Origin of the sequence: Rhodoferax ferrireducens T118 (assembly GCF_000013605.1) — a bacterium.
Lineage (GTDB): Bacteria > Pseudomonadota > Gammaproteobacteria > Burkholderiales > Burkholderiaceae_C > Rhodoferax > Rhodoferax ferrireducens.
Genome location: NC_007908.1, coordinates 957,387 through 982,318, shown reverse-complemented (window position 1 = coordinate 982,318; position 24,932 = coordinate 957,387). Strand labels below are relative to the sequence as shown.

The 24,932-nt window shown below is 59.1% G+C and carries 18 protein-coding genes and 1 pseudogene; 13 read left to right on the top strand and 6 right to left on the bottom strand.

What is annotated here, in order from left to right:
- From RFER_RS04645 to RFER_RS04620, 6 genes are read left to right on the top strand one after another with little or no spacing between them, the layout of a single operon-like run.
- Nucleotides 1-840 carry an ABC transporter permease gene (locus RFER_RS04645; RefSeq protein ID WP_011463252.1) on the top strand — a complete coding sequence of 280 codons (840 nt, stop codon included), beginning with the start codon at nucleotides 1-3 and terminating at the stop codon, nucleotides 838-840.
- Between the two features lie 10 nt (nucleotides 841-850).
- Complete coding sequence (locus tag RFER_RS04640) at nucleotides 851-1,915, top strand: ABC transporter ATP-binding protein (protein ID WP_011463251.1); 1,065 nt, start codon at nucleotides 851-853, stop codon at nucleotides 1,913-1,915.
- Nucleotides 1,912-2,880 carry an ABC transporter ATP-binding protein gene (locus RFER_RS04635; RefSeq protein WP_011463250.1) on the top strand — a complete coding sequence of 323 codons (969 nt, stop codon included), beginning with the start codon at nucleotides 1,912-1,914 and terminating at the stop codon, nucleotides 2,878-2,880. Before RFER_RS04640 ends, RFER_RS04635 begins: the two co-directional genes overlap by 4 nt.
- Nucleotides 2,881-2,916: 36 nt before the next feature.
- The gene (locus tag RFER_RS04630) at nucleotides 2,917-4,215 is read left to right on the top strand and encodes an amino acid deaminase (protein WP_011463249.1); all 1,299 of its coding nucleotides are present in this window, start codon (nucleotides 2,917-2,919) and stop codon (nucleotides 4,213-4,215) included.
- Nucleotides 4,216-4,269: 54 nt separating this feature from the next.
- Nucleotides 4,270-5,202, top strand: coding sequence for a MurR/RpiR family transcriptional regulator (locus tag RFER_RS04625; RefSeq protein WP_011463248.1), 933 nt, complete (start codon nucleotides 4,270-4,272; stop codon nucleotides 5,200-5,202).
- Nucleotides 5,199-6,698 (top strand): N-acyl-D-amino-acid deacylase family protein, encoded by a 1,500-nt coding sequence (locus RFER_RS04620; RefSeq protein WP_011463247.1) that lies wholly within the window; start codon nucleotides 5,199-5,201, stop codon nucleotides 6,696-6,698. Before RFER_RS04625 ends, RFER_RS04620 begins: the two co-directional genes overlap by 4 nt.
- Before the next feature lie 560 nt (nucleotides 6,699-7,258).
- On the opposite strand, the gene RFER_RS04610 is transcribed toward RFER_RS04620, so the two are convergent.
- The 3 genes from RFER_RS04610 to RFER_RS04600 form a co-directional block, all read right to left on the bottom strand.
- Nucleotides 7,259-8,917, bottom strand: a complete 1,659-nt coding sequence (locus RFER_RS04610; RefSeq protein ID WP_011463245.1) for a methyl-accepting chemotaxis protein — start codon at nucleotides 8,915-8,917, stop codon at nucleotides 7,259-7,261.
- A 19-nt stretch (nucleotides 8,918-8,936) separates the two neighbouring features.
- Nucleotides 8,937-9,461, bottom strand: a complete 525-nt coding sequence (locus RFER_RS04605; RefSeq protein ID WP_011463244.1) for a chemotaxis protein CheW — start codon at nucleotides 9,459-9,461, stop codon at nucleotides 8,937-8,939.
- Between the two features lie 233 nt (nucleotides 9,462-9,694).
- Complete coding sequence (locus RFER_RS04600) at nucleotides 9,695-11,164, bottom strand: DASS family sodium-coupled anion symporter (RefSeq protein WP_011463243.1); 1,470 nt, start codon at nucleotides 11,162-11,164, stop codon at nucleotides 9,695-9,697.
- Nucleotides 11,165-11,318: 154 nt separating this feature from the next.
- Here RFER_RS04600 and RFER_RS04595 point away from each other — a divergent pair, with 154 nt between their 5' ends.
- The 3 genes from RFER_RS04595 (at nucleotide 11,319) to RFER_RS04585 (ending at nucleotide 15,992) form a co-directional block, all read left to right on the top strand.
- The gene (locus tag RFER_RS04595) at nucleotides 11,319-13,502 is read left to right on the top strand and encodes a sensor histidine kinase (protein ID WP_011463242.1); all 2,184 of its coding nucleotides are present in this window, start codon (nucleotides 11,319-11,321) and stop codon (nucleotides 13,500-13,502) included.
- Entirely contained in the window at nucleotides 13,499-14,098 is a 600-nt protein-coding gene (locus tag RFER_RS04590; protein ID WP_011463241.1) for a response regulator transcription factor, read from the top strand. The genes RFER_RS04595 and RFER_RS04590 overlap by 4 nt, the downstream gene beginning before the upstream one ends.
- A gap of 649 nt (nucleotides 14,099-14,747) precedes the next feature.
- Nucleotides 14,748-15,992, top strand: a complete 1,245-nt coding sequence (locus RFER_RS04585; protein WP_011463240.1) for a D-alanyl-D-alanine carboxypeptidase family protein — start codon at nucleotides 14,748-14,750, stop codon at nucleotides 15,990-15,992.
- Between the two features lie 857 nt (nucleotides 15,993-16,849).
- Here RFER_RS04585 and RFER_RS04580 read toward each other — a convergent pair.
- Nucleotides 16,850-17,878 (bottom strand): type I glyceraldehyde-3-phosphate dehydrogenase, encoded by a 1,029-nt coding sequence (locus tag RFER_RS04580; protein WP_011463239.1) that lies wholly within the window; start codon nucleotides 17,876-17,878, stop codon nucleotides 16,850-16,852.
- A gap of 191 nt (nucleotides 17,879-18,069) precedes the next feature.
- Here RFER_RS04580 and RFER_RS23310 point away from each other — a divergent pair.
- The 3 genes and pseudogenes from RFER_RS23310 to RFER_RS04565 form a co-directional block, all read left to right on the top strand.
- A pseudogene (locus RFER_RS23310) lies at nucleotides 18,070-18,342 on the top strand (AraC family transcriptional regulator); the annotation flags it as partial.
- Between the two features lie 635 nt (nucleotides 18,343-18,977).
- Nucleotides 18,978-21,236 carry a penicillin-binding protein 1A gene (locus RFER_RS04570; protein ID WP_011463238.1) on the top strand — a complete coding sequence of 753 codons (2,259 nt, stop codon included), beginning with the start codon at nucleotides 18,978-18,980 and terminating at the stop codon, nucleotides 21,234-21,236.
- Nucleotides 21,237-21,427: 191 nt separating this feature from the next.
- A complete protein-coding gene (locus tag RFER_RS04565; protein WP_011463237.1) occupies nucleotides 21,428-21,949 on the top strand; it encodes a universal stress protein in 522 nt (173 codons plus the stop codon).
- 117 nt (nucleotides 21,950-22,066) lie between these two features.
- On the opposite strand, the gene RFER_RS04560 is transcribed toward RFER_RS04565, so the two are convergent.
- Both RFER_RS04560 and RFER_RS23935 read right to left on the bottom strand, forming a co-directional pair.
- Nucleotides 22,067-22,462 carry a DoxX family protein gene (locus RFER_RS04560; protein ID WP_011463236.1) on the bottom strand — a complete coding sequence of 132 codons (396 nt, stop codon included), beginning with the start codon at nucleotides 22,460-22,462 and terminating at the stop codon, nucleotides 22,067-22,069.
- Between the two features lie 130 nt (nucleotides 22,463-22,592).
- Entirely contained in the window at nucleotides 22,593-22,898 is a 306-nt protein-coding gene (locus RFER_RS23935) for a hypothetical protein (protein ID WP_166485658.1), read from the bottom strand.
- Nucleotides 22,899-23,678: 780 nt separating this feature from the next.
- Between RFER_RS23935 and RFER_RS04550 the strand changes: the two genes are divergently transcribed.
- Nucleotides 23,679-24,929 carry a cytochrome C gene (locus RFER_RS04550; RefSeq protein WP_166485657.1) on the top strand — a complete coding sequence of 417 codons (1,251 nt, stop codon included), beginning with the start codon at nucleotides 23,679-23,681 and terminating at the stop codon, nucleotides 24,927-24,929.
- Nucleotides 24,930-24,932: the final 3 nt, after the last annotated feature.

Genomic DNA, 24,932 nt, shown 5'->3' with positions numbered 1-24,932 from the left:
ATGAAAACTCCGCTGATTCTCAAAAAACTGTTCCGACGCCGTATCGTACTGGGCGCCGCCATCTGCTTGCTGGTTGTGGTGCTGGTCGCTTTGCTGGCCAACGTGATCACCGGTTATGACCCGAATGAGACCGCAGTCAGCCAGCGCCTGTCGGTGCCTACGGCCACCCATCTCATGGGCACCGACGAACTTGGACGGGATCTGTTTGCGCGCATTGCCTTTGGCGGCCGCTATTCACTCACCATTGCGGCGTTGACGGCCACAGGCGCCATTGCGTTTGGCACGTTATTTGGCCTGGTGGCGGGATTTTTCCGTCGGCTGGACGCGCCCATCATGCGCGTGGTGGACGCGATGATGTCTTTCCCCGACATCCTGCTGGCCATTGCCCTGGTAGCCATTCTGGGGCCGTCCATGTTCAACGTGGTGCTGGCGCTGGTGCTGGTGTACACGCCGCGCGTGGCACGGGTGGTACGTGCCTCCACGCTGGTGGTGCGTGAGCTGCTGTTTGTGGAGGCGGCGCGGGCCGTGGGCGTGTCAACTGCCCGCATTTTGTGGCGGCATATTCTGCCCAACCTGATGTCGCCCATTCTGGTGCAGGCCTCCTTTATCTTTGCCTATGCCATTTTGGCCGAGGCGGCGCTTTCCTTTCTGGGCGTGGGCGTGCCGCCTGAAATACCGACCTGGGGCACCATGGTGGCCGGTAGCCAGCAGTATGCGCATGACGCACTCTGGGTTGTTCTGTTTCCCGGATTCGCCATCATTCTGACCGCGCTGTCATTGCAGTTGCTGGGTGACGGCGTGCGCGACCTGCTGGACCCCCGGCTTAAGAAGTCCATGTGAGAACCAGTCCATGAAACCGCCCCTGACATCCCCTGATCCCTTGCGGCTCGACGTCCGCAACCTGAGCACTTTTTTTGACACCGATGAGGGACTGATCCGCTCGGTGGCCGATGTCAGCTTCAGCATCCATCCCGGCAAAACCACCGCGCTGGTGGGCGAGTCCGGCTCAGGCAAATCGGTGACCAGCCTGAGCCTGATGCGGCTGCTGTCCCGCACCGATTCCACCCAGGTCAGCGGCCAGGCCCTGTTTACCAACCGCGCCGGTGAAACGCTGGACTTGCTGGCGCTGCCCGAGCCCGCCATGCGCCGCATACGGGGCAATGAAATCGCGATGATTTTTCAGGAACCCATGACCAGCCTGAATCCCGTCTTCACGGTGGGTGAACAGATTGCGGAGTCGGTGCGCCTGCATATGGGACTGGACCGCGCAGCGGCCCTCGCACACGCCCTGCGCATGCTTGAACTGGTGGAAATACCGGCTGCCACGCGACGCCTGCATGAATACCCGCACCAGCTGTCTGGCGGCATGCGCCAGCGCGTGATGATTGCGCTGGCCATGGCCTGCAACCCGACCTTGTTGATTGCCGACGAACCCACCACCGCGCTGGATGTCACCATCCAGGCGCAGATTTTGGAGCTGATGCGCCGCTTGCAGCGAGAGACCGGCATGAGCATCCTTTTCATCACGCACAACCTTGGGGTGGTGGCCCACCACGCCGATGATGTGGCGGTGATGTATGCGGGCCGCATTGTCGAGGCGGCCCCTGTGAGAGCGCTGTTTACCTCGCCGCAGCACCCCTACACGCAGGGCCTGCTGGCCTGTCTGCCGGCACAGCAGCGCAAACGCGAGCTGGCCAACGGAGAAACGCGCGTCAAGCGCCGCCTGTATGCCATTCGCGGCCAGGTCTCCAGCCCGCTGTCGCCCCCGCCGGGCTGTGCGTTTGAACCGCGCTGCGACCGTGCTCTGGCGGCATGCAAGGAAGCCATGCCCGAATTGGAAAGTGCCGGACCGCAACGTGCCGCGCGCTGCATTCTGGTGTCTGAAGCTGCTCTTGTTTTGACGGAGACCGCATGAGCGCGCCACTGATTGAAGTCAAGAATCTGCACCGCTACTTTGGCGCGCCAGCCAAGCCGGTGCGTGCGGTAGATGATGTATCCTTTTCCATCCAGCCCGGTGAAACACTGGGGCTGGTCGGGGAATCGGGCTCAGGCAAAAGCACCATTGGCCGCACGCTGCTGCGGCTGATTGAGAGCACCTCGGGCCAGGTGTTGTACCGGGGAGAAGACCTCGGGTCGGCATCAAGTTCCCGCATGCGCGCCCTGCGCAGCAAGCTGCAAATGATTTTTCAGGACCCCTACGCCAGCCTGAACCCGAAGATGCGCGTAAAGGACATTCTGGGGGAGGCCTTGCAGGTGCACGGGCTGGCCAAAGGCCGCAAAGTCCGGGATGCGCGCATCGCCGAATTGCTGGAACTGGTTGGCCTGCGCGCCGAGCATGCCAGCCGCTATCCGCATGAATTTTCCGGTGGCCAGCGCCAGCGCATCGGCGTGGCCCGGGCCCTCGCGGTTGAGCCCGAGTTCATCGTGGCCGACGAGCCCCTGTCCGCGCTGGACGTGTCGATACAGGCGCAGGTGGTGAACCTGCTGTGCGACCTGCGCGACCGCCTGTCGCTGACCATGCTGTTCATCTCGCATGACCTGGACGTGGTGGAATACCTGTGCGACCGGGTGGTGGTGCTGTACCTGGGCCGCGTGATGGAAGTGGCGCCCACGGCCGCGCTGTTTGCCCGGCCTCTGCATCCCTACAGCCAGGCCCTGCTGGCAGCCTCGCCCAAGCCCGACCCCGAGCAAAAGAGCGAGCGCATTGCGCTCACCGGCGACATTCCCAGCCCCGTCAACCCGCCTTCGGGTTGCGTGTTTCGTACCCGCTGCCCCCATGTGATCGACGCCTGCGCCAGCATCCGTCCCGAGTTGCGGGACATGGGGCAGGGCCGCTTCAAGGCCTGCATCCGGGATGACATCGCCGTGGTGACGGCGTAATAGGGACCTAGACAGACTCATAAAAAAGGATCAACCATGACCACTTTGCAAGACATTCTCGACCCGCAGATTGACCACTCTTTCAAGGGCTTTCCGCACACCAGCCCGCCCTTGCGCCGCTCGCAGATTGCCGCTCAGAACTGGCGCGTGCTGGACGGTGATTTGCCGCTGCCACTGGCTCTCGTCAAGGAGCAGGCGCTGCAGCACAACCTGTCGTGGATGCAGCGCTTTGCTGCCGATCATGGCCTTGACATGGCCCCGCACGGCAAAACCACCATGTCGCCTCAGTTGCTCAAGCGACAGCTCGACGAGGGCGCCTGGGGCCTGACCTTTGCCACCGTGTCCCAGGTGCGCGCCGGGGTGTCAGTGGGTGCGCGCCGTTGCATGATTGCCAACCAGGTGTTCGCCGCAGTGGACCTGGCCGGCATTCAGGACATGCAGCGCAAGTACGACGGACTGCGAATTGCCTTCCTGGTGGATTCTGTGGCGCAGCTGGCGCTGATTGAAGCCTGGTACCTGTCGCCAAAAGTGCTCCAGTCGCCTGTGCGTCCTTTTGAGGTCTTACTGGAAATCGGGGTCGAGGGCGGCCGTACCGGCTGTCGCAGCCAGAAAGATGCCATGACTCTGGCACGCCACCTCCATGACAGCCCGGCATGCCGCCTGGTCGGCATCGAGTGCTATGAAGGCCTGGGCGCGACCGGGCAATCAGCGGCGGACGAGGCGTATGCCGCGGCGCTGATGCAGCGCGTGTGTGAAATTGCCGTCGCCTGTGATCAGCAGAATTTTTTTGACAACGAAGAGGTGTTGGTCAGCGCCGGCGGCTCGGCGATTTTCGACCTGGTGGCAAACCGACTCAAGCCCGAACTCTCCCGACCGGTGCGCGGCATCTTGCGATCAGGTTGCTACGTGACGCACGATCACGGGTTTTACAAGCGCATGGTCAATGCGGTCAATTCGCGCCTGCACTGCAGCGGCGGCTTGCAGGCGGCGATGGAGGTCTGGGCATCTGTGCAGTCCTGCCCCGAGCCCGGTCTGGTGATACTCGCCGTGGGCAAGCGCGACATTTCCTATGATCTGGATTTGCCCGTCCCGCTCACTTTTTGCAAGCCCGGTGGCGCGGCCATCACGGATGCGCCGGCCGACTGGAAAATCAGCGGCCTGAACGACCAGCATGCCTATTTGCGTGGCACGGGTCCCGAGCATGCGGCGCTGCAGGTCGGCGATCTGGTGGCACTGGGAATATCGCACCCCTGCACCACGTTTGACAAATGGCGATGGATGCCCGTGGTTGATGAAAACTATGTGGTTTGCGATGCCCTTGTGACCCGTTTCTGATTCTTCGTGACCAGTCTTCGCTCACGACAATTCAATTCACCACTTGACCACTTCATGACTTCAAAAGTTCTTGCAAGAATTGCCGAGACCATGGCGCACGCGCCGACCTCCAGGCGTAGCGTGCTTGCCATGATCCTGCAGGATCCCCAGCGTGTGCTGGATGAAAGTTTTGAGCAGCTGGCGCACCGGGCGGGCAGTTCGGTGCCCACCGTCATGCGCACCTGTCGTGACCTGGGCTATCCGGGCCTGCGCGAGTTTAAGCTGGCGCTGGCGCAGGAATTAGCCGTCAGCGGCTCACCCTTGCATCGTCGGGTGCAACTCCATGACGGAGCCCAGGAAGTCATCTCCAAAGTTATCAGGGGCGCTGCCACTGCGGTCAGCGGTGTGCAGGCGCAGCTCGGTGTGGCGGAAGTGGAAGCGGCGGCTGACGCCATCGTTCGCGCCAGCCGCGTGGACTGTTACAGCGTGGGCGTGACTTCCAGCTTCATGGCGTCCGACATGCAAGCCCGGCTGTTCCGGCTGGGGCTGGTTTCCAATGCTTATCTGGATATTCATTTGCAACTGGTGTCGGCCGCGACCCTGGGCACCCAGGGCGTGGTGTTTGCCATTTCGCACGTGGGCGGCATGCCCTCGCTGATCGAGGCGGTGGACGTAGCGCACTCGCAAGGCGCCACGGTAATTGCTCTGACCCAGCAGGAGACCGAACTGGCCAAGCACGCCGACATTGTGCTGGGCATTCATGTGCCAGAAGACCCGATCATGCATGTGGGCACCGAGGCCTATCTGGTGCACCTCACCGTGATTGAAATCGTCACGGTGCTGGTGGCGCAGCGGCTGGGGGATCTGGCCGTCAAGCGTCTAGGTGGCGTGCGCGAGGTGCTCAGCACGCGCGGTGTGGACATGCGGCACTACGCCAGGCTCGATTGGGACACGGCAGCCGCAGTCAATGAAAGCAAACTCAAACTCAACGAAAGAAAACTCAAATGACGCGCGCTACCCTGCTTGAGAATGGTCTGGTGATTGATGGCACGGGTGCCGGCGGCTGGATCGGCGATGTGCTGCTGGAGGGCGACCGGATTGCGGCGCTGGGCAAGGCGCTGCGCCACCAATTGCCTGAGAGTCTGAGGCTTGAAGAAGTGAGCTGTGTGGATTGCAGCGGTTTGGCCATCACCCCCGGCTTCATCGATGTGCATACGCACGACGATGCCATCGTGCTCAATCACCCCGACATGCTGCCAAAAATCTCTCAGGGCATTACCACCGTCATCACCGGCAATTGTGGCATTTCGCTGGCGCCTTTTGTGGTGAAGAAGTCCGAGCCGCCGCTGAATCTGCTCGGTGCCGATTCATTCCGGTTTGATTCGGTGGAGAGTTATGAGCGCGCCGTAGCGGCCGCACAACCGGCAGTCAATGTGGCGGTGCTGATTGGTCACACCACCTTGCGCTTTGCCTGCGTGGGCGACCTGACCCACGCGGCCAGCGCCAGCGAGCTCGACGCCATGTGTGCGTTGCTTACGCACTGCATGGAAGACGGCGCGGCGGGCCTGTCGTCGGGTCTTTTTTATGAACAGGCTTTTGCCGCGCCTACCGAAGAAGTGGTGCGTCTGGCCCAAGTGGTCTCGCGGTTCGGCGGGGTGTACAGCACCCACCTGCGTAGCGAGATGCAAGCCATCATTGAAGCGCTTCATGAGGCCGGCGACACGGCCTTTCTCGCCGGCGTGCCGCTGATCATTTCACACCACAAATGTGCCGGCCCGGCCAACTGGGGGCGCACGCAGGAAACCTTGCCGCTTATTGAATCGCTCGCCATCCGCCAGCCCGTGGCTATGGATGTCTACCCTTACGTGGCAGGCTCCACCGTGCTGCGCGAGGATCTCGTCGATGGAGTGATCGACGTGCTCGTGAGCTGGTCCACTCCGCATCCTGAAATGACGGGCCGCACTCTGGCCTCCATTGCCACCGAGTGGGGCGTTGACCAGAAGGTCGTCTGCCGCCGACTGCAGCCAGGCGGAGCTTGCTATTTCCAGATGCACGAGGACGACGTGAAACGCGTCATTGCCCATCCCTTGAGCATGATTGGCTCGGACGGTTTGCCGCACGACCAGCATCCGCATCCGCGGCTGTGGGGTGCATTTCCGCGCGTGCTGGCGCGCTACTGGCGCGATCAGCAACTCTTTTCGCTGGAAACAGCCATTTACAAAATGACCGGCATGTCGGCCCGCAATTTCCGTCTGCATCAGCGCGGGCAGTTGCAGGTGGGCTGGCACGCCGACGTGGTGGTGCTGGACCCGGCCAGGGTTCGCGATGTGGCGACTTACGAAGAACCGATTGCGCTGTCCGAAGGCATTGAAAAGGTCTTCGTCAATGGCGCGCTGGCTTATAGTGCAGACGCTGGCGACACCGGTGAAGCCCGGGTGCAGGCGCGCGCCGGACGGCTGTTGAAGCGCCTTGCGCCGCACACGCTTGGGGAGCCGGCTCTTTAACCAGTACCGCTTTATGGAGCTCTGCCATCGCTCCGGTGAATATCATTTGTGGGGTCGAGTGGCCGGTATCGAGCAGGCACTTCAGTAGTCCGGCCGTCGGGTAAGGGCACACTGCGGTCCTACAACTACTTAAACTGGTTATCCGATACCGGACGTCTGACGCTTTAGAACGAGTGCCGCTCTGTGGTCCCTATGAGTCGTGGAGTGACCATTTTTGCGCCGACCCAATATCGTTCGTATTGAACGACTTATTTGCTACTATTTATATAGCGCACTTTGACCATTTAACGAGGGCCACAGGGTAAAATGATGAGCAATATTTGACGGGACGCAAGGTTGACGGAACGGATGATCGCCACGAATGTAGGTCTGCCGCCAGATTTCGTGGCGCCCGCACCAAGCGGCCACTTGCCCATCTCGCAACAGTTGCCCCGACTCATGGTTTCGGCGTCGGGCTGTTCATGCCGGGTGGCTGCAGCGCTCAGTTTGGTGCGCCAGTCTGCATGCGCCTTGAAGGCATTGTCCAGATTGATACCCACATTGCCGGACTCACAGCCACTTCAGGCTGGCGCCGCCAGACTGCGCCGCTCTGCGCTCTTGTACCCGACGGTCGAAGTCTGTTGGGATCGGATCGACCTGCTCGCCAGCGCGCTGCCTTGATGCGCTTCATTGGCGCCAAGATTGAACACCGCCACCGTCTGCACCAAGTCCTGCGCCTGGGAGTTGAGGCTGGAAGCGGCTGCTGCCATCTCTTCGACCAGCGCAGCGTTTTGCTGTGTCGCTTGGTCCATTTGCGTGACCGCCTCGCCAACCTGGGCCACACCCTGGCTCTGCTCGGAACTAGCCGCGCTAATCTCGCCCATAAGGTCGGTAACTCGTTTGATGGAACTCACCACTTCAGTCATGGTCACGCCTGCCTGATCGACCAGGGTGGTGCCTTGCGCGACCCGCTCCACGCTGGTATTGATCAGGATCTTGATTTCCTTGGCTGCATCAGCTGAGCGTCCAGCCAGGGAGCGCACCTCGGAAGCTACCACGGCAAAGCCGCGCCCCTGCTCGCCAGCTCGGGCTGCTTCCACTGCAGCATTCAAGGCCAGGATGTTGGTCTGGAAGGCGATGCCGTCGATCACGCTGATGATGTCCGAGATCTTTCTGGAGGCATCGTTGATGCCTTTCATGGTCTCGACCACCTGGCCCACGACACTGCCGCCCTTGATCGCCACGGTGGAGGCGCTCTGGGCGAGCTGGTTGGCTTGGCGCGCGTTGTCGGCGTTTTGCTTGACGGTGGAACTCAGTTCTTCCATGGAAGCGGCGGTTTCTTCCAGCGCGCTGGCTTGCTGCTCGGTGCGGTCCGAGAGGTCGTGGTTGCCCTGGGCGATCTCGGCTGAGGCGATGGCTACTCTTTCAGAGCCCTGGCGCACTTGGCTCACCACGCTGGCCAGTCTGGTTTGCATGTCTTTGAGCACATGCAACAGCTGTGCTGTTTCGTCCCGCCCCTGCGGTGAAATATGGTTCGCCAGATCGCCCTCGGAGACCCGTCGAAGCGCCACCGCAGCGTCTGACAGAGGGCCGGTAATTCCTTTTGTCAGCAACCAGGCAAATGCTGCACCCACCGCAATTGTCAGTAGCGTGAGCGCGAGCAGAGTGGTGCGACTCGACTGCTCTATATCGGAAATCTGGCTCGCCTTTTGATCAAGGGTTTTGCGTTGAACTTCAAGCAGTTCACCCACCAGCTTTATGTAACTTTCTGAAATCGGAACAAACGCCTTTTCCAAAGTGTCATTGGCTTCGTCAGATTTGCCCTCCGCTTTGAGCTTTCCAACCTGGTTTCGACTTGCCAGATAGTCTTGGCGGACTTTCGAAATCGTGGAAAACAGCTTCTTCTCTTCATTACTGGTCATCATTGGCTCGATCACTTTGTGCAGGTCCGCAGCTATCTTCGTGGTTTCTGCGGCATTGGCCGCGAAAAAAGACACCAGGGCAGGGTCACTGCTTTTTGCAATCGCTGAGGTTCGGATCACGGCCACATTGATCACCCGGCTCCACTCGCTGATATGGCGCTCCTTTGCAAGCGGCTCCTGCATCATTTGCCGTGCCTCCTGCGCCACTGCATGGAGTTCCCAAATGGCGATCCCGGATATAAGAGCGACAAAGGCCAGAACCAGGGCGAAGCCCAGACCCAGACGGGGACCGATTTTCAAAGAGGTGAAAATTTTCATGACAATGTCCCTAATCGATTTATTGAAGAGTCTGCGCAACCAGCCCCATCTCGGCGCTGGTCATGAGTTTTTCGATGTCGAGCAGGATCAGCATGCGCTCCCCCACCGAACCGATGGCCAGCAAGTGGTCACTGCTGACGGCTGAAGAGAACTCAGGCACCGGGCGCAGTTGCTCGGGCGTGAGGGTGATCACGTCGGAGACGCCATCGACCACCATGCCCACCACCCGCGCGCCGAGGTTGAGCACGATCACCACCGTGAAGCTGTCGTAGTTGACCTGCTCCAGGTTGAACTTCATGCGCAGGTCCAGGATGGGAACGATCACTCCGCGCAGATTGATCACGCCTTTGACGTGCGTCGGCGCATTGGCCATGCGCGTGGGCACCTCGTAGGAGCGGATTTCCTGCACGCGCAGGATGTCGATGCCATACTCTTCAGAACCGAGCTTGAAGGCCAGGAACTCGCAGATGGAAGTGGCGGCCGCGGCCATGGGTGCGCCTTGGAATGTTGCCGTGCCGGATGCAGTGGCAATTTGCTGACTCATGGGAGGGGTCCTTTTAGCGCTTGGGCTATGTCACAGTGTCAGGCGCCGCAGTTGGTGACCCTGATGATTTTCTGGTTGAAATGCCTATCCGATGGCGGTCTTTGGCGACTGACTCCTCTGGGTCTTTGCCGGATCACAGCAGGAAATTTGTCCAAATTGCAAATCGCCGGTTCTTGCAGACTGGGAAACGGCTATCGGAACTGATCTCTCCAAACCGGCCGTTGGCCTTGATCTCACCAGTATCCCAACACCTTCCACCAGATGCCGCCGACTACGATCCAGACCGTCAGGTTGACCAGGCTCATCACGAAACCGATCTTCCACCATTCACCCAGCGAGACATAGCCCGAACCGAAGATGATGGGTGAGGTGCCGGTGGCGTAATGCGTCAGCGTCATCATGATCGATGACACCGCCGCCAGCAGCAGTGCAAACGGCATGGCCGGTGCGCCCAGCGCGATGCCGGCCGCAAAGAAGGCGCCGAACATAGCAGTGATGTGCGCGGTGGTGCTGGCAAAGAAATAGTGTGAATACAGGTAGACCAGTATCAGCAATGCCACGGCGCCGACCCAACCCAGGCCAAGGCTGAGAATGCCGCTTTGTACCGCCTTGGAGAACCAGGTGATCAGACCGAGTTTATTGAGGAATGTGGCCATCATCACCAGCGCCGAGAACCAGGTAATGGTGTCCCAGGCGCCCTTTTCCTTGAGCACATCGTCCCAGTCCAGCACGCCGCTGGCCAACAACAGTGCCAACCCTACTGCCGCGGCAGCGGTGGCGTCCACCTCAAAGCCAGCACCCAGCACCATCGCCGGCACACCGGCCCACAGCAACAGCAGCAGCGCGAATACCGCCAGTAGGATTTTCTCACTGGCCTTGATTGGGCCGAGTTCGGTCAGCCGCTCCTGGGCGAACTGGCAGGCTTGCGGGGTGTCCTTGATGTCCGGCGGTGACAGCCAGTACAGCACGAGCGGCATCAGCAGCATGGCCGCCAGGCCCGGCAGCAGCATGGCCAGGGCCCAGGTGCTCCAGCTCAGGGAAATCTGCGCACCGGTGGCTTCGGCGACGAACTTAACCACCAATGGGTTGGGCGCGGTGGCGGTGATGAACATGGCAGAGGTGATCGGATTGGCGTGGTAGTTGACCAGGGCCAGATAGCGTCCGATCCGCCCCGACGTGCCCTGTTCAGGTGATGAGTCGAAGCTGATCGCGATCGAGCGCATGATTGGATGCATGATGCCGCCGCCGCGCGCCGTGTTGCTGGGCGTGACCGGTGCCAGCACCAGTTCCGAAAGCCCCAGCGCGTAGCCGATGCCCAGCGTCTTCTTGCCGAACAGGCGTATGAAGAAATAGCCGATGCGCGCGCCCAGACCGGTCTTGATCAGGCCGCGCGAGATCATGATCGACAGGCCGATCAGCCAGATCAGCGTGTTCGAAAAGCCACTCAGGGCATCGGTCATGGCTGCCGACGGCTTGCTGTTGGTGACGCCGGTGATGGCCACCAGCGCGATCGCGATCAACGCCAGCGCGCCGATCGGCATGGCCTTGCCGATGATAGCGGCGATGGTGCCGATGAACAGGGCCAGCAGATGCCAGGCTGGCGGCGTGACACCCTGCGGAACGGGAACCACGAACCAGATGGCGAGCGTAATGGCGATGGCCAGCAAAGCGGTACCCGGCCGGATGGATGACTCTTGCTTCATGATCAGACAACTCCTTTGTTCTGACGAGTATCGAAGACCGGTGCCGCTCGCGCATCCGTGCGATTCGCCTCCTGCGCCTGCGTAGAAATACGCAGAAAGGTAGCGGTCTGTGCCGCACGATGCCGGATTGCGCTATCGTTGACACCCTATTGTCATGCCTGCTTATTCTTTGGTTGCGGTGAAATCCTTGTCCTTGTCCCTGTCCTTGCTGCGTCGTCTATCCTGGCAGCGCTGGTTGCGCTGGAGCCTGCTGGCGCTGGTCACCGGGGTGGTGATCGCTTTGGTCGGTCAGTGGGCCGAACGGCGCGAGCTGCACAACCGTATTCAGGCCCTGCAACAGGCAGCGCAGTCGACCGTGCTTGGACTGGGTGGCATTGCCGCAAAACATGGTTATCTGCCGTACGCGGCAACGCGCCACCCGGATGTGCAGGCCTTGCTGAGGCATCCTGCTGACCCCTTGCTGCGCGACCGGGTGAACCGCTATCTGGCCGATTTCCAGACGCGTACCGATTCCGCCGCGTTGTTCGTGATGAGTGTCGATGGCTTGACTTTGGCCGCCAGCAACTGGAACAGCGCCGGCAGCTTTGTCGGCCAATCCTACCGCCAGCGTCCATATTTCAGGCAGGCCTTGCAAGGCCGGCACAGCTATTTTTACGGCGTCGGTCTGACCACCGGCACGCCGGGTTTTTTCATTTCCGAACCGGTGCGCAGTGGCGACGAGGTGATTGGCGTCATGGTGATCAAGGTCAGCCTCGATACGCTAGAGCACTCCTGGGCCGACAGCTCCGACCCGGTCGTGCTGCAAGACAGTCGCGGCATTGTTTTCCTGAGTTCGGAGCCCGAGTGGCTGTATCGAAGCCGCGCGCCCCTCTCTGCCGATGATCTGGCCTGGCTGGCCAAGAACTGGCAATACGGCGAGCGCACGGGTTACGACGTGCTGCCGTGGCGCGTGCTACGCACGACGGGCTCGCCCGCTTACGAGCTGCACGCGGTCGTCAAGGGACAGTTGCGGTCATTCCTGGCGCTGGAGAGCGTGCTGCCCGAACTGGGCTGGACGCTGGTCGTCACCAGCGATCTGAAGGGGGTGACACAAGCCCGGCGCGAGGCGCTGGTCCTGGCCGCTTTGCTGGCTGCGGTGCTGCTGCTGGCGGGCCTGTACTGGCAATTGCACGAGCGCCGCTATTCCGAGCAGCGTCAGGCCAAGCTTGAACTGGAGCGCCGGGTGCAGGAGCGTACGCATGACCTGGAGCAGGCGCAGGCTTTCCGCAAGGCGATGGAAGACGCGCTGCTGGTGGGCATGCGTGCACGCGACCCGCAGGGACGTATCAGTTATGTCAACCGTGCCTTTTGCGACATGGTCGGCTACCGCGACGATGAATTGCTGGGCTGCGCGCCGCCCTATCCCTATTGGCATCCGGACGAGTTGGACAAATACCGGCGCGATCGCGAGGGCTCCATGGTGGCCGAGGCACAGCCCTACGGATTTGAATCGCGCATTCGCCATCGCGACGGGCATGACGTGATCACCCGGGTTTACACCGCGCCCCTTATCGACGCCCAGGGCCAGAACCAGGGCTGGATGAGTTCAGTGGTCGACATCACAGCGCAAAAACAGGCTGAGGACCGCCAACACGACCAGGAGCTCCAACTGCAGCGCAGCGCACGCCTGGCCAGCGTCGGCGAGATGGCCTCCACGCTGGCGCATGAACTCAATCAACCGCTCATGGCCTTGTCGAACTTCGCCCTGGCCGCGCGCAACATCGCCAGCCAGGCGCAGATGGAAGTGCTGGTCTCGGCGCTGGACGACATGGTCGAGCAGTCACAGCGCGCCAGCGAGATCGTGCAGCGCGTGCGTGGGTTCATCAATCCGTCCCGTGGCAGCTACGAAGCCTGTGATGTGCATGCGGTGATTGCCCATTCGCTGGTTCTGCTCAAGTCCGAACTGGAGCGTCAGGCGGTCACGGTGACGCGGCGTCTGGCCGAGCATATGCCGTCGGTGCGCGGCAATCGCGTGCTGCTGGAGCAGGTGCTGATCAATCTGTTACAGAATGCGCTGCAGGCGATGCAGGATCTGCCAGCGGCCGAGCGCGTGATCGACATCGAGACGATGCTGCTCGGGCGTACCGTCCAGATTCGGGTCGGGGACGCCGGCCCTGGCGTCCCCGAGGCTTTGCTCGCCCAGGTGTTCACGCCGTTTTTCAGCACCAAACCCGAAGGCTTGGGCCTGGGACTCAATATCTGTCGCACCATCGTTGAGGCCCACGGCGGTCACTTGACAGTGGCCAACCGCCTCGGCGGCGGCGCAGTGTTTGCCTTTACCCTGGCGCTGAGCGTATGAGTGATACAGCCTTGACTCTCTATGTGGTTGATGACGACGAGGCACTAAGGCGCTCGCTGCTATTGCTGTTGTTTTCTCAGGGAATGGCGGTACGCGGCTTCGAATCGGGCGAGGCCTTTCTGCAGGCCGTTGATGCGCGGCAGGTCGGGTGTGTCATCCTAGACCTGCGCATGGGCGGTATGAGCGGCCTGGCGGTTCTGGAACAACTGCGCCTGCGCCATAGCCCGTTGGTTGTGCTGTTTCTTTCAGGGCACGGCACCATCCCGATGGCGTTGGAAGCCGTGGGCCAGGGTGCGTTCGACTGGGTGGTCAAGCCCGATACGCAGCAGTTGCTAGAGAAATTGCCACTGGCAATGGTCGAGGCGCAGGCGCGGGCCGATGCGCTGGCACTCTGGCACGATCTGACGCCACGCGAGCGCGAGGTGGCGCGCCAGGTTGGCCTGGGCCAGTCGAACAAGGAAATTGCCCGCAAGCTGGTTCCGGCCTGCAGTCCTCGTTCGGTCGAGACGCATCGAGCCAGCCTGTTTGCCAAACTCGGTCTAGCCAATGACAACGAGCTGGGACGCTGGCTGACACGACATACCTGGCTGGGTTAGCGAAGCGGACCGCGCTACAGTAGGCCTCATTGAACTGCCTTGTAGTCGAAGAGAGACATGGTAGGTCAGGCTTATGCTGACTTCCAGCACATCATCAGTCTCAAATCCAATCTCGAACGCCCGCTGTCTCACGCTCAACTCGAAAACGAACGTCATCTCTGTCTATTCATTGCCGGGGGCAAACGGTACATTGACGAAGTCAGTGAATAGCGGTTGATGTGCCTCCAAAATCAAAAAATTGGCCTGCTCGGTAGCCAACACTGGCGACCGTCAGGTTGCGACCAGTTCCGGTCTTTGGTGTGCAGCGCCACAAAGCAGTCACTGGGCGGTTCGAGCTCTCCATTCCCGTCATTCGTTGTAAAAAATCTGTCTGTTGCGAGCCTTGGGTCTTCTGCTGTTTTGGGGCCCGCTGAACCTCGCTGGCCAAATGGGCGGCTAGATCGGAAAGCCACGCGATATCATCTCGCTGTGCTTAGCGGGACTGACTCACTGCACAAGTAGCAACTGACAGTGTCGCAAAAGGCCTCTGCGCAATACAGCCGGGTCAGACTTTTCCGATCGTGTGGGTCATTTCCAGTCCGATCGGCAACATCGTACGATAGGCAACCGACGCCGATCCGCGACAATCGGCGCTCTTCCCGAAAACACCATGCAAACCAAGACTTTCTCCATCCTCCCCATCCTCCTCGCAATCGCCTCAGGCGCTCTGCTTCCTCATTCAGCATCCTTCGCGGCTGTACACCACGCAACCAAGCCCGCGCCTCACAAAAAGGCCGCGGCCACCGAGAACACCCCGCCGCCACTTGCTGCTCAGACCACGTTGGCGGGCAGCCCGCCGGCCTTGCCCGCCAAGGCATGGCTGCTGATGGACTTCGACTCCGGCGAGGTGCTTGCCTCGGCCAACCCCGACGAACCGCTGCCGCCGGCGTCGCTCACCAAGATGATGACCAGCTACCTGGTCGAGCAGGCGCTACGCTCCGGCAAGCTCAAGCAAACCGACCTGGTCTCGGTCAGCCAGAACGCTTGGTGCCGCGGTTCGAGCACCGAGTCGTGCATGTATCTGCCGCTGAACAGCCAGGCCACGGTGATCGACATCCTGCGCGGCATCATCATCCAGTCAGGCAACGATGCGTCCAAGGCGATTGCCGAGCACATGGCCGGCTCCGAAGAGGGCTTTGCCAAGCTGATGAACGCCGAAGCCCTGCGCCTTGGAATGACGCACACGCATTTCGTGAACCCCACGGGCCTGCCGGACCCGGCGCACAAGTCGTCCGCGCGTGACCTCGCCATCCTGGCGCGCGCCATCATCCACGACAGCGTTGACTATTACCCGATCTACGCGGAACGCGAGTTCAAGTACAACGGTATCAAGCAAGGCAACCGCAATGCCCTGCTCTACACCGATCCCACCGTTGACGGACTGAAGACTGGCCACACCGAAGATGCCGGCTACTGCCTGGTCACCTCATCCAAGCGCAACGGGATGCGCCTGATCACGGTCATCCTCAACACCCACAGCGCCCAGGCGCGTGCTGACGAGACGCGAACGCTGCTCGGTTGGGGCTTCAGCAGCTTCGAGAAGGCCACTCCGATTCAGCCGAACACGGTGGTCACGACAGCTAAGGTCAGCTTCGGCAAGGCAGATACGGTCGCCGCGGGTCTGGGAGCACCGTGGATGTTGACCGTGCCGCGCGGCCAGCAGGTGCAGACCTCAGTGGAGCTCAAGTCGGGCTTGGAGGCGCCGGTGACCAAGGGCTCTGTGATCGGCAAGGTGGTCGCGACCTCGAACGGTAAGCCAATGGGCGAAGCCCCGCTCGTCGCGCAGGCCGATGTGGAACGCGCGGGCCTGCTGCTGCGCACGTGGCAGCACATGGCCAAGTTGCTCGGAAAGTGAACGCTGGCAAGCCAGCGCCAACCATACCAGCGATCGCACATATCGGGCCGGCATGCGGACGCAATTTTCGCGGGGCGACTCCGGACGCAGACGGCTGCTATCGGTCCAGAGCTCCGGTTCGCTCGCGGCATGAGTTGTCGCTGCCAGGTCTGACCGCCGGCTAACCGGCGCTCATCGCTACGGCCGGCGTGAACGTCAAGTCCCGAAGCGCACCGGACTGCCGCAGCGCGCAACGGTCGGTGTCAGGTTTCAGCCGAGGCTGTGCAAAAACACAATGCCGAAGTAGCCGGATATTCAGGAGATCCGGCACGGCTGATGCGAACGTCCGTTTTCCCATTTCGATGGGGCAAAACGAATGACCGCCTTAAACAACCCTGGCTGACCGCAATGGGCACATAAGAGCCAGCGACGACAGACCGGTTTACGGCACCCGAAATGTTTACATTGACAAGTCCAGGCGCTACAAGACCCAATCGTTGCGGTCAATGGTGTAAAGTTGTTTACGATTTTAAATCGACGTGTTGTCAATTTGCCACGCCGCTAACCCGCATGAATGCTGGAGGCGTTGAATTTTGGAGACGATTTTTTATAGTCGTAAGCACGCTTATCAGTTCATGCACGCTGCAGGCGGTTTCACAGCGAGATCATGCGATTGAGCTGCGGCGATCACTTGAGTGATTGAGGAGTCTGGTTGCGCTCTTTCTTCTATCCCATGGAATGGCACCGGTTTATCCTGAGGGCGCCGTCACTTGCGTTTGGGGAAAGATGCTTTCTTGCCATTGAATCCTATTGCATCATGCCAGTTCAACAGAAATGACGCCTGGGATCCGGAGGTTCCAACAACGCTCTACAGCCATTTAGCAGCCAATTTTCCCCAGCCAGTGCTTCGCTACATCGAGCATGCGGTTGGCAAAACCCCATTCGTTGTCGAACCAGACCAGCAGATTGATCAACCGATCGCCGGCCGCGAGCGTTTGACTGCCATCGACAATGGCTGAATGCGGGTCATGGTTGAAATCAATTGAGGCGTGCGGAGTTTCGGAATAGGCGATGAGTTTTGCCCACGGGCCGGCGGCGGCATCAGCCAACAGGCGATTGACCGTGGATGCATCGACTCTTTTTTTCAAATGCACGACCAAGTCAATCGCCGACACATTCAGCGTCGGCACCCGAATTGCCTTAGCCTGCACGCGGCCCATCAACTGTGGCAACAGGCGCTCAACGCCACGCGCCAGTCCGGTCGATATCGGAATCATCGACTGCATCGCCGAACGGGTTCGACGCAGGTCGGAATGGTGGTAGCCGTCAAGCAGCGGCTGATCGTTCATAACCGAATGCAGCGTGCTTAAAAAAACCTGCTCAACGCCAAAGTCCCGGTCGAGCAAATCTAGTACCGGCACCACCGCGTTGGTCGTGCATGATGCGTTGGAGACCAGACGCTCAGTACCGGTCAGCGTGCCATGGTTGATTCCATAGACGATGGTCGCATCCACGTCGCTTGCCGAGTGGCCAGGATGAGAAAGCAGCAGCCGAGCAACGCCAGCATTGAGAAACGCATCGAGTTCACCGCGTTGTCCATACTGGCCAGAACATTCGATCATCAGATCGATGCCAAGCGCCTTCCAGTCGACGTTCTGCGGCAAGGTGGCGTGGCTAACACTGATCTGTGCATCGTCGATTAAAAGCCCATCCCCGTGTCGCTCCACCTTGCCCGGGAAGCGCCCGTGTGTTGAATCGAAACGGGTCAGGTAAGCAATCGAATCGAGATCCGCCGGTTCGTTAATGTGCACAACTGCAAGCTGTTCGCGTAGACCAGATTCCTGCAAGGCGCGCAAAAAAGAGCGGCCAATGCGGCCATAACCGTTAATTGCAATGCGGTGAGTCAAGTGGCGCCCGAGGGTTAGCGGGGCCAGATGGCCGCCGGGTTAGTGTTTATGAAGACATTCATTTTATGGCGTTGTTATGCACATCGAATTGCCAGTTTTGTCCATGGCTCATCGTCGCCCAGCGCCCAGCTAAACAAGAAGGCCCCCGCTGGGGAAAACACACTACCGCCACAGAAAAACCATTCGAGTTTCTGAAGAAGATTCCGGCCTGCACCGACCTGCTTACAAAACCTTGGGTGCCAGAGGCCGGTGTCGATGTCCTGAATCAGCCGTTCTACGCTAATGGCAATCTGGCTACAGCCGGCGGATGCTTTGCATCTCTGTATTTGGCGGCTTGGGTCATTGCGTGTCTTGAAGGACTTGAAGCCGCAAAATCCGCTATGCGCCATGTGGCCCCCGTTGGTGAAAAAGAGCATTACGTTGATCGAGCCATGTCGAACATAACACCGCATTTGCCCGCCTAATTAGTCCTTGGACAGCCCCGGCGAATGGCCGGAGTCCGTCTTGGATTCAACCGGTCGATGCAACACACTAGAAACTGCATACGCAGAAGGAGTGTTGCAGATGAAGCAAAGACCCAGGATTTACTACTCTGATAACGCCACGGACAGGAGCGGTCCAGCGCGCGCACCCATAGTCCCGCTGAAGAGCCCCATCCGTTTGCTGCGGAGACGGCCAGACGCCGATTCGTCTTCAATGCAGGAGTTGACCCGCGACCAACGCCTGGCAGAGCCATGTATTCAGCAAGCAAAGCAACACCAAATGCTCCGAGAAAAACCGCTGGTCCATCCGTGCCTGGCCTTGGCAACAACCCGTCAAAAGTGAAGTAAACCGGAGCGGTTGGAAATTGCATTTCCCTACGCCGAAGAAAGCGACGTGGCTGCTGGAACTAACAGTACCCAATGAACTCAACGGAGGCCGACGCAGCTCTTGTCTGCTCCGCACCAGGACGCCCGGCAGTAGCAAAAAATTACAACTTTCAGGAATCAATAACCAGAGTTGCAACACTCGCTGGTCTTGCCGTAACGATAATGAACAGTCATCTTCCGCATGGCTGTCCCACACAGCGCGCACTTTAGGCCATATTGGTCTGTTCGACGTGAAACATCTAATCTCTCCATTTCTCTGCCGGCTGGTGCTGCTGTGGGCGGTTGCCTTGCCCTTCGCATCTGCCGCCACGCCGTTGGATTTACCGAATCTGGACGCCTTAATGGACTATCGGCCAAAAATTCCGCTGCGCGTGTACACCAGCGACAACGTGCTCATTGGTGAATTCGGTCAGGAGAGGCGCGACGTTGTCGCGATCAAGGACATTCCACTTGTCCAGAAACAGGCCCTGCTGGCGATCGAGGATTCGCGCTTTTACGAGCATGGTGGCGTTGACTTTAAGGGCATGGCGCGAGCCGTGATTGCCGACTTGAGCGGCGGGCTCAAACAAGGTGCTTCAACGATCACCATGCAAGTGGCACGTGACTTCTTCCTCACCAAGGAGAAACTGTTTTCGCGCAAGGTGACGGAGGTGATGCTGGCCTACAAAATCGAGCGGGCGTTAACCAAAGACCAGATATTGGAACTCTACATGAACCAAATCTACATGGGTCAGCGGACATATGGATTCGGCAGTGCGGCTCGGGTCTATTTTGGCAAAGCACTCAAGGATCTGAGCATCGCGCAGGCGGCCATGCTGGCCGGCCTGCCTCAAGCGCCGTCAAGCATCAACCCGGTGGCTAACCCCAAAGGTGCCAAAGCGCGCCAACACCTGGTGCTGAGGCGCATGCGCGATCTGGGTTATATCAACGAAGCGCAATACAAGTCCGCGCTTCAGGAGAACATTCATACGCTCGGCGAAGGCCAGTCGATCAACGGCCATGCGCAATTTGTTGCAGAAATGGTGCGCCAGACGATGTACGCCCAGTTCAAGGAAGAAACCTACACCAGAGGAATCAGCGTCATCACTACGCTTGTGCAGTCCGACCAGGAGGCCGCATATGACGCAGTGCGGCGCAATGTAATGGCTTTCGACCAACGCCATAGTTACCGTGGTCCGGAGGCCCTTGTGGCTTTACCTCGCAACACCATTGAGCGCCAAAAATCGATTGAAGCTACCCTGCAACAACATCCCGCCAGTGACAAGTTATTGTCTGCTGTGACCATCGCTGTGACACCAAAAAGCCTGCGTGCGATATTGACCACTGGTGATGAGATCCAGATCGGCGCAGAAGGCCTGCGCAGGGCTGCAGCGGCCCTGGCGCCCACGGCACCATCGACACTCAAGATCAAGCCGGGTTCCGTGATCCGTGTGGTGCAAGATAGTCGGGGCCGCTGGAGCATCACGCAATTGCCCGTCGTAGGTGCGGCCTTTGTGGCGCTGAACAATCAGACTGGAGCATATCGCGCATTGGTGGGCGGCTTTGATTTCAATGCCAGCCAGCTCAATCACGTTACCCAGGCATGGCGCCAACCGGGGTCAGCCATCAAGCCCTTCATTTATTCCGCTGCGCTGGAAAAAGGTTTTTCGCCAGGCACCCTCGTTAACGATGTGCCGCTGACGCTGAGTGGTCTGGAGACCGGCGGTCAGCCCTGGCAACCACAGAATGACGATGACGTATACGACGGCCCAATCACCCTGCGTGTTGCACTTGCACAGTCCAAAAACGTTGCTGCAGTGCGCCTGCTGCGCGCCATTACGCCGAAGTACGCACATGACTTTTTGCCCCGTTTTGGCTTTGATGCCACCAAGCAGCCAGTGAACTACACCCTGGCGCTGGGCACTGGTTCAGTCACTCCCCTACAAATGGCGCAGGCCTACTCGGTGTTTGCCAACGGGGGTTTTCAGGTCAACCCTCACTTGATTAAAAAGGTAGTGGACACGCGTGGCACCGTGCTCTTTGAGGCCAAGCCGACTGTTCCCGCGCAGGAGACCGCGCGCGTGCTCGATGCGCGCAAGGCGTTCATCATTGACAGCATGTTGCATGAAGTCACTAGCTCGGGCACCGGTGCTGCCGCATCTCAAAAGCTTGGACGGCAGGACCTGGCGGGCAAGACGGGCACCAGCAGTCAGTCTTTCGACGGCTGGTTTGCGGGCTACAGCGGTGACACGACAGCGGTGGCATGGATGGGTTACGACGAACCCCGGTCTCTGGGTGGACGCGAGTTTGGTGCCACATTGGCGCTGCCCATATGGATCGATTTCATGCGCGTTACATTGGCCGGCATGCCGCTCAACCAAGCCCTGAAGCCGGCTGGAGTTACGCAATCTCAGGGTGACTGGATGCTTGACGAATTTCTAAACACCGGTGCCATTCGCACGCTGGACCTGGACGCTCCGCAAGCACTGGAGGAATTGGCTAGCCCTTGAAGGAGGTCTATTTGTAACACGCAAGGTGTCAGAGTATTGGCAGTCAGGGCTGTCTTGTCTTTTCGCAAGACATCTCCTTTACTGAAGTTTGACAGGACGCTGGTCTGCATTGATGCCTATCAATGCAGACTTCATTGATCGACCGACACTGTGCAAATTTCGACTAAATGCCACCGGCGGAGGTTAAATTTATGTACCAACGTATTCTTGTCCCTATCGACGGCAGCGCCACGTCCACCCTAGGACTTGACGAGGCTATCAAGCTGGCCAAGCTCACAGGTGCAAGCCTGCGCCTCATTCACGTCTCGGACGCATTGACGTTCGCCACAGGCTTCGAAACCTATGCGGCCTATGCCGCCGATGTGATTCCGCGATTGAAAGAGGCCGGCGAACAAATTCTCGAGCAGGGCAGAATCCGTGTCGCGGCCAGCGGCGTCAAGGTTGACACATTGCTCTTGGACGGCATGGTGACCCGGGTGTCAGATCTCGTCGTCGATCAGGCGAAGGCATGGGACGCCGACCTCATCGTCATCGGTACCCATGGCCGCCGCGGTGTGGGACGCTGGTTACTGGGCAGTGACGCGGAGCAGATTGTTCGCATGGCACCTGTGCCGGTGCTGCTGGTTAGGGCGCTAGAAGTTGAAGGTAACGCCGGCGCGACGGTGCGGGCAGGCGAAGCCGCCCGGGCTTCGAATCGCGCCGCACCGACTTGATCGTATTGCGCAGTGCATGCTCCCCATGCCATGGGCGAAATTTCTGTAGACAGTGCAACACGAAACGATGCAGCCATGGCCATTCGACCTCCGGTTAGCAGAACCTCGACCGGCAAACTAGTCGGGCTGCCTGGGTGCCATCAAGGCTATGGCCAGTGAGCCAAAGAAGTACAAACCCTGTAACTCTAATGCCCAGCCACCAGACTTGCCCAGTGTGAAGATTTGAGCGGTATGTGCCAATGCCACGGCGACAACCATGTTGAAGGCCATTACGAGGCCTGCCGGAGCAACAAAGCGGTTGGCCAGCACGAACAATGGCGCCACAACTTCACCAATCAGAACGCCATAGGCAATGAAAGCTGGGAGGCCGGAGCTAACCAGCATGCCTTCGATAGGCCCCAACCCGTGCATCAATTTGGACACGCCGTGCAACAGCATCAGTCCACCGACGGTCCAGCGCAGGATGAAGAATCCGACTTTAGGCTGGTGAAGCGAAGATATGTATTTGGTCATTAAACGTTACGTCAAGTCTCATGAAGGGAGCGGAGCCAAAATGAAAGCGGCACTGGTACCTTTACCAGATGCAGTTCACAAACCAATCCAAGCCTTGGACTTAGATGAGATTATTGACCCGCTACTCAATTCATTGAGAATTTACGGGACTAACGTTACTGTCAACAGGTTTTGTTACATGGTGCTTCGCGTTTTTAACATGCTTCACATGCTTGACGATTTTCGTGTGCTTGGCATGGTTAACGTGCCTTGCATGATGAATAGCCATCGGTTCTTGGACCTCTGTGTTGCCGGAATGAGCTCTGCGCCATGCAGCGTCACGTTCGGCAACGAGCTTGGCACCCATTTCAGCCGGTGACTCTGTTGGCGTATATTGCGCAAAGCTTGGGATTGCAAGGGCAGAGAGTATGCATGCAAGTGCAAGGGTGTTTTTCATAATATTGCTTCCCGTGAAGTTTGACCGTTGGTCCGACGGTACCGTCGAACTGTCAACAATCCACACCTGGCTCGGCGATGCGCGTTTATCGCTTGCAGGATTCCACGCGCCGGCCACGCTTTACCCTCATTTCGTTCTCTCGGACGGAATTTTCGCTTCGATGCTTCCACGCTGGGTTGCCGGCCGACAGGCGAACCCCAACCATGAGGGATTCGCTGCCAGTTCGTAGCGGCAGGCCGCATGTATCCGTTTGATATTGTTGTTGACACAAATGACCGGCTCCCGATTTTGTCAGTGACAGTCATCTTCGTCACTGACGCCACTGGCATCGCGATTGCTTCAGCTCCTGCCGAACCTGCCGTCAAGCGAACTGGCCGAAAGTCAAGACCCACTGGCAATTGCACGGCAAAGGCCACTGATGCGCAGAAGTTACACAGAATTCGAAAACGAATATCGGTTGCAGTTTTGGCCTACCTAAATCATTCATTTGATTGCACTTGAAATTTGTTTGGTCAAAAAGATATCAGGAACACATAAGTATTTTCGGCATCCAAACAAAAACAACAGAACTGCTTGTCTGTGTGTAAAGTGGCGTGCGCCAGGCCAAGAATTGACGCATCCTTGCAGCCTTGTCTGCTTGGTCTAAATGACTTCATGAGGCAGCAAATCAAACTATTGATGAGGGTCGCCACAATGTCATCTCCCGCACATCACACTCAGCTCAGTTCATGGGTTGCCACGACATCGGGTAGCGTACTGGTGTCACTGATCACACTATTAATGCCAATGCAGGCACAGGCCGTGCCGGCCTTTGCCCGACAAACCGGGCAAAACTGTGTTGCTTGTCACGCTGGCGGACAGTTTCCCGAGCTGACTCCCTATGGACGAATGTTCAAGATGACGGGTTACACCATCGGTGAGCGCACCATTCCGCTGTCTGTCATGGCTCTTGCCAGCAGCTCCAGCATTGCCAATGCCCCTGCAGACACAGTCAAAAACGGGACTCCAATCCTTGCAACCGCCAGTGTATTTTTGGCCGGCAAAATCACTGACAACTTTGGCGCCTTTACCCAAATTACCTTTGACCCCTATGCCGTTGACAACGGGGACGGATCATTCTCTGGTCATAGCAATGCGGACAACATCGACATCCGCTTTGCCAATCACATCATTGGCGACAAGCAGGACTGGATCTATGGGGTGAGCCTGAACAACAACCCCTCGCTGACTGACCCCTGGAACAGCGCGGCGGCATGGATGCAATATGTGCCGGTTCCGTCGCCATCGAGTTCCCAGTTCATTGACGGTACTGCACCCTATCCTGGATTCGCCTCGGGTGGCAACATCGCAGGGCTCAACACCTACCTGTATTGGAACAAGACTGTCTACGCTGAAGTGGGAACCTACCGTACCGCGGATCGGGCCCTTTCTTTCATGACTGCGGGAGTCAACCCCAGGACCCAACTGAGTGGCAGCAACAATCCCTACTGGCGCTTGGCGCTCTCCCACGAGTGGGGGCCACATAACCTGATGCTTGGTACCTCGGGGATGGTTGCGCATGTGTATGACGACCCAACTGATACGTCCGACCCGGCTTCGGTTGGACGGTTCCGCAATATCGGCATTGATGCCCAGTACCAGTACATTCTCGATCCGCACACGGTGACGGCCCAGTTGGCCTACATGAGAACGGAGCAAACATATTCGGATGCCGTGAGCGCTGGCCAGCTCAATCCTGGCCTGAGCGATACCAACATCGTGACGCGGGCCAAGCTGGGCTATACCTACCAGGCCAAATACGGCGGCAGTCTGTCACTCTTCAATCTGACTGGCAGCACCAATAACCAGAGCGATCCTGCTACCAGAGGCGCCACCTATGAAGCCTTCTATATTCCCGTGCAAAACGTACGCATTGGTGCGCAGTACACGCGCTACAGCAAATACCTGGGGGCAAGCACCAACTACGACGGTGCTGGGCGCAACGCCAGCGACAACAATTCAATGTTCTTGTACGTCTGGTTCGCGTATTAAGCA

Excerpts from the sequence above, each read along its gene's own strand:
- RFER_RS04645 (WP_011463252.1), top strand. The coding sequence starts at position 1 with ATGAAAACTCCGCTGATTCTCAAAAAACTGTTCCGACGCCGTATCGTA.
- RFER_RS04640 (WP_011463251.1), top strand. The coding sequence starts at position 851 with ATGAAACCGCCCCTGACATCCCCTGATCCCTTGCGGCTCGACGTCCGC.
- RFER_RS04635 (WP_011463250.1), top strand. The coding sequence starts at position 1,912 with ATGAGCGCGCCACTGATTGAAGTCAAGAATCTGCACCGCTACTTTGGC.
- RFER_RS04630 (WP_011463249.1), top strand. The coding sequence starts at position 2,917 with ATGACCACTTTGCAAGACATTCTCGACCCGCAGATTGACCACTCTTTC.
- RFER_RS04625 (WP_011463248.1), top strand. The coding sequence starts at position 4,270 with ATGACTTCAAAAGTTCTTGCAAGAATTGCCGAGACCATGGCGCACGCG.
- RFER_RS04620 (WP_011463247.1), top strand. The coding sequence starts at position 5,199 with ATGACGCGCGCTACCCTGCTTGAGAATGGTCTGGTGATTGATGGCACG.
- RFER_RS04610 (WP_011463245.1), bottom strand. The coding sequence starts at position 8,917 with ATGAAAATTTTCACCTCTTTGAAAATCGGTCCCCGTCTGGGTCTGGGC.
- RFER_RS04605 (WP_011463244.1), bottom strand. The coding sequence starts at position 9,461 with ATGAGTCAGCAAATTGCCACTGCATCCGGCACGGCAACATTCCAAGGC.
- RFER_RS04600 (WP_011463243.1), bottom strand. The coding sequence starts at position 11,164 with ATGAAGCAAGAGTCATCCATCCGGCCGGGTACCGCTTTGCTGGCCATC.
- RFER_RS04595 (WP_011463242.1), top strand. The coding sequence starts at position 11,319 with ATGCCTGCTTATTCTTTGGTTGCGGTGAAATCCTTGTCCTTGTCCCTG.
- RFER_RS04590 (WP_011463241.1), top strand. The coding sequence starts at position 13,499 with ATGAGTGATACAGCCTTGACTCTCTATGTGGTTGATGACGACGAGGCA.
- RFER_RS04585 (WP_011463240.1), top strand. The coding sequence starts at position 14,748 with ATGCAAACCAAGACTTTCTCCATCCTCCCCATCCTCCTCGCAATCGCC.
- RFER_RS04565 (WP_011463237.1), top strand. The coding sequence starts at position 21,428 with ATGTACCAACGTATTCTTGTCCCTATCGACGGCAGCGCCACGTCCACC.
- RFER_RS04560 (WP_011463236.1), bottom strand. The coding sequence starts at position 22,462 with ATGACCAAATACATATCTTCGCTTCACCAGCCTAAAGTCGGATTCTTC.
- RFER_RS23935 (WP_166485658.1), bottom strand. The coding sequence starts at position 22,898 with ATGAAAAACACCCTTGCACTTGCATGCATACTCTCTGCCCTTGCAATC.
- RFER_RS04550 (WP_166485657.1), top strand. The coding sequence starts at position 23,679 with ATGCCAATGCAGGCACAGGCCGTGCCGGCCTTTGCCCGACAAACCGGG.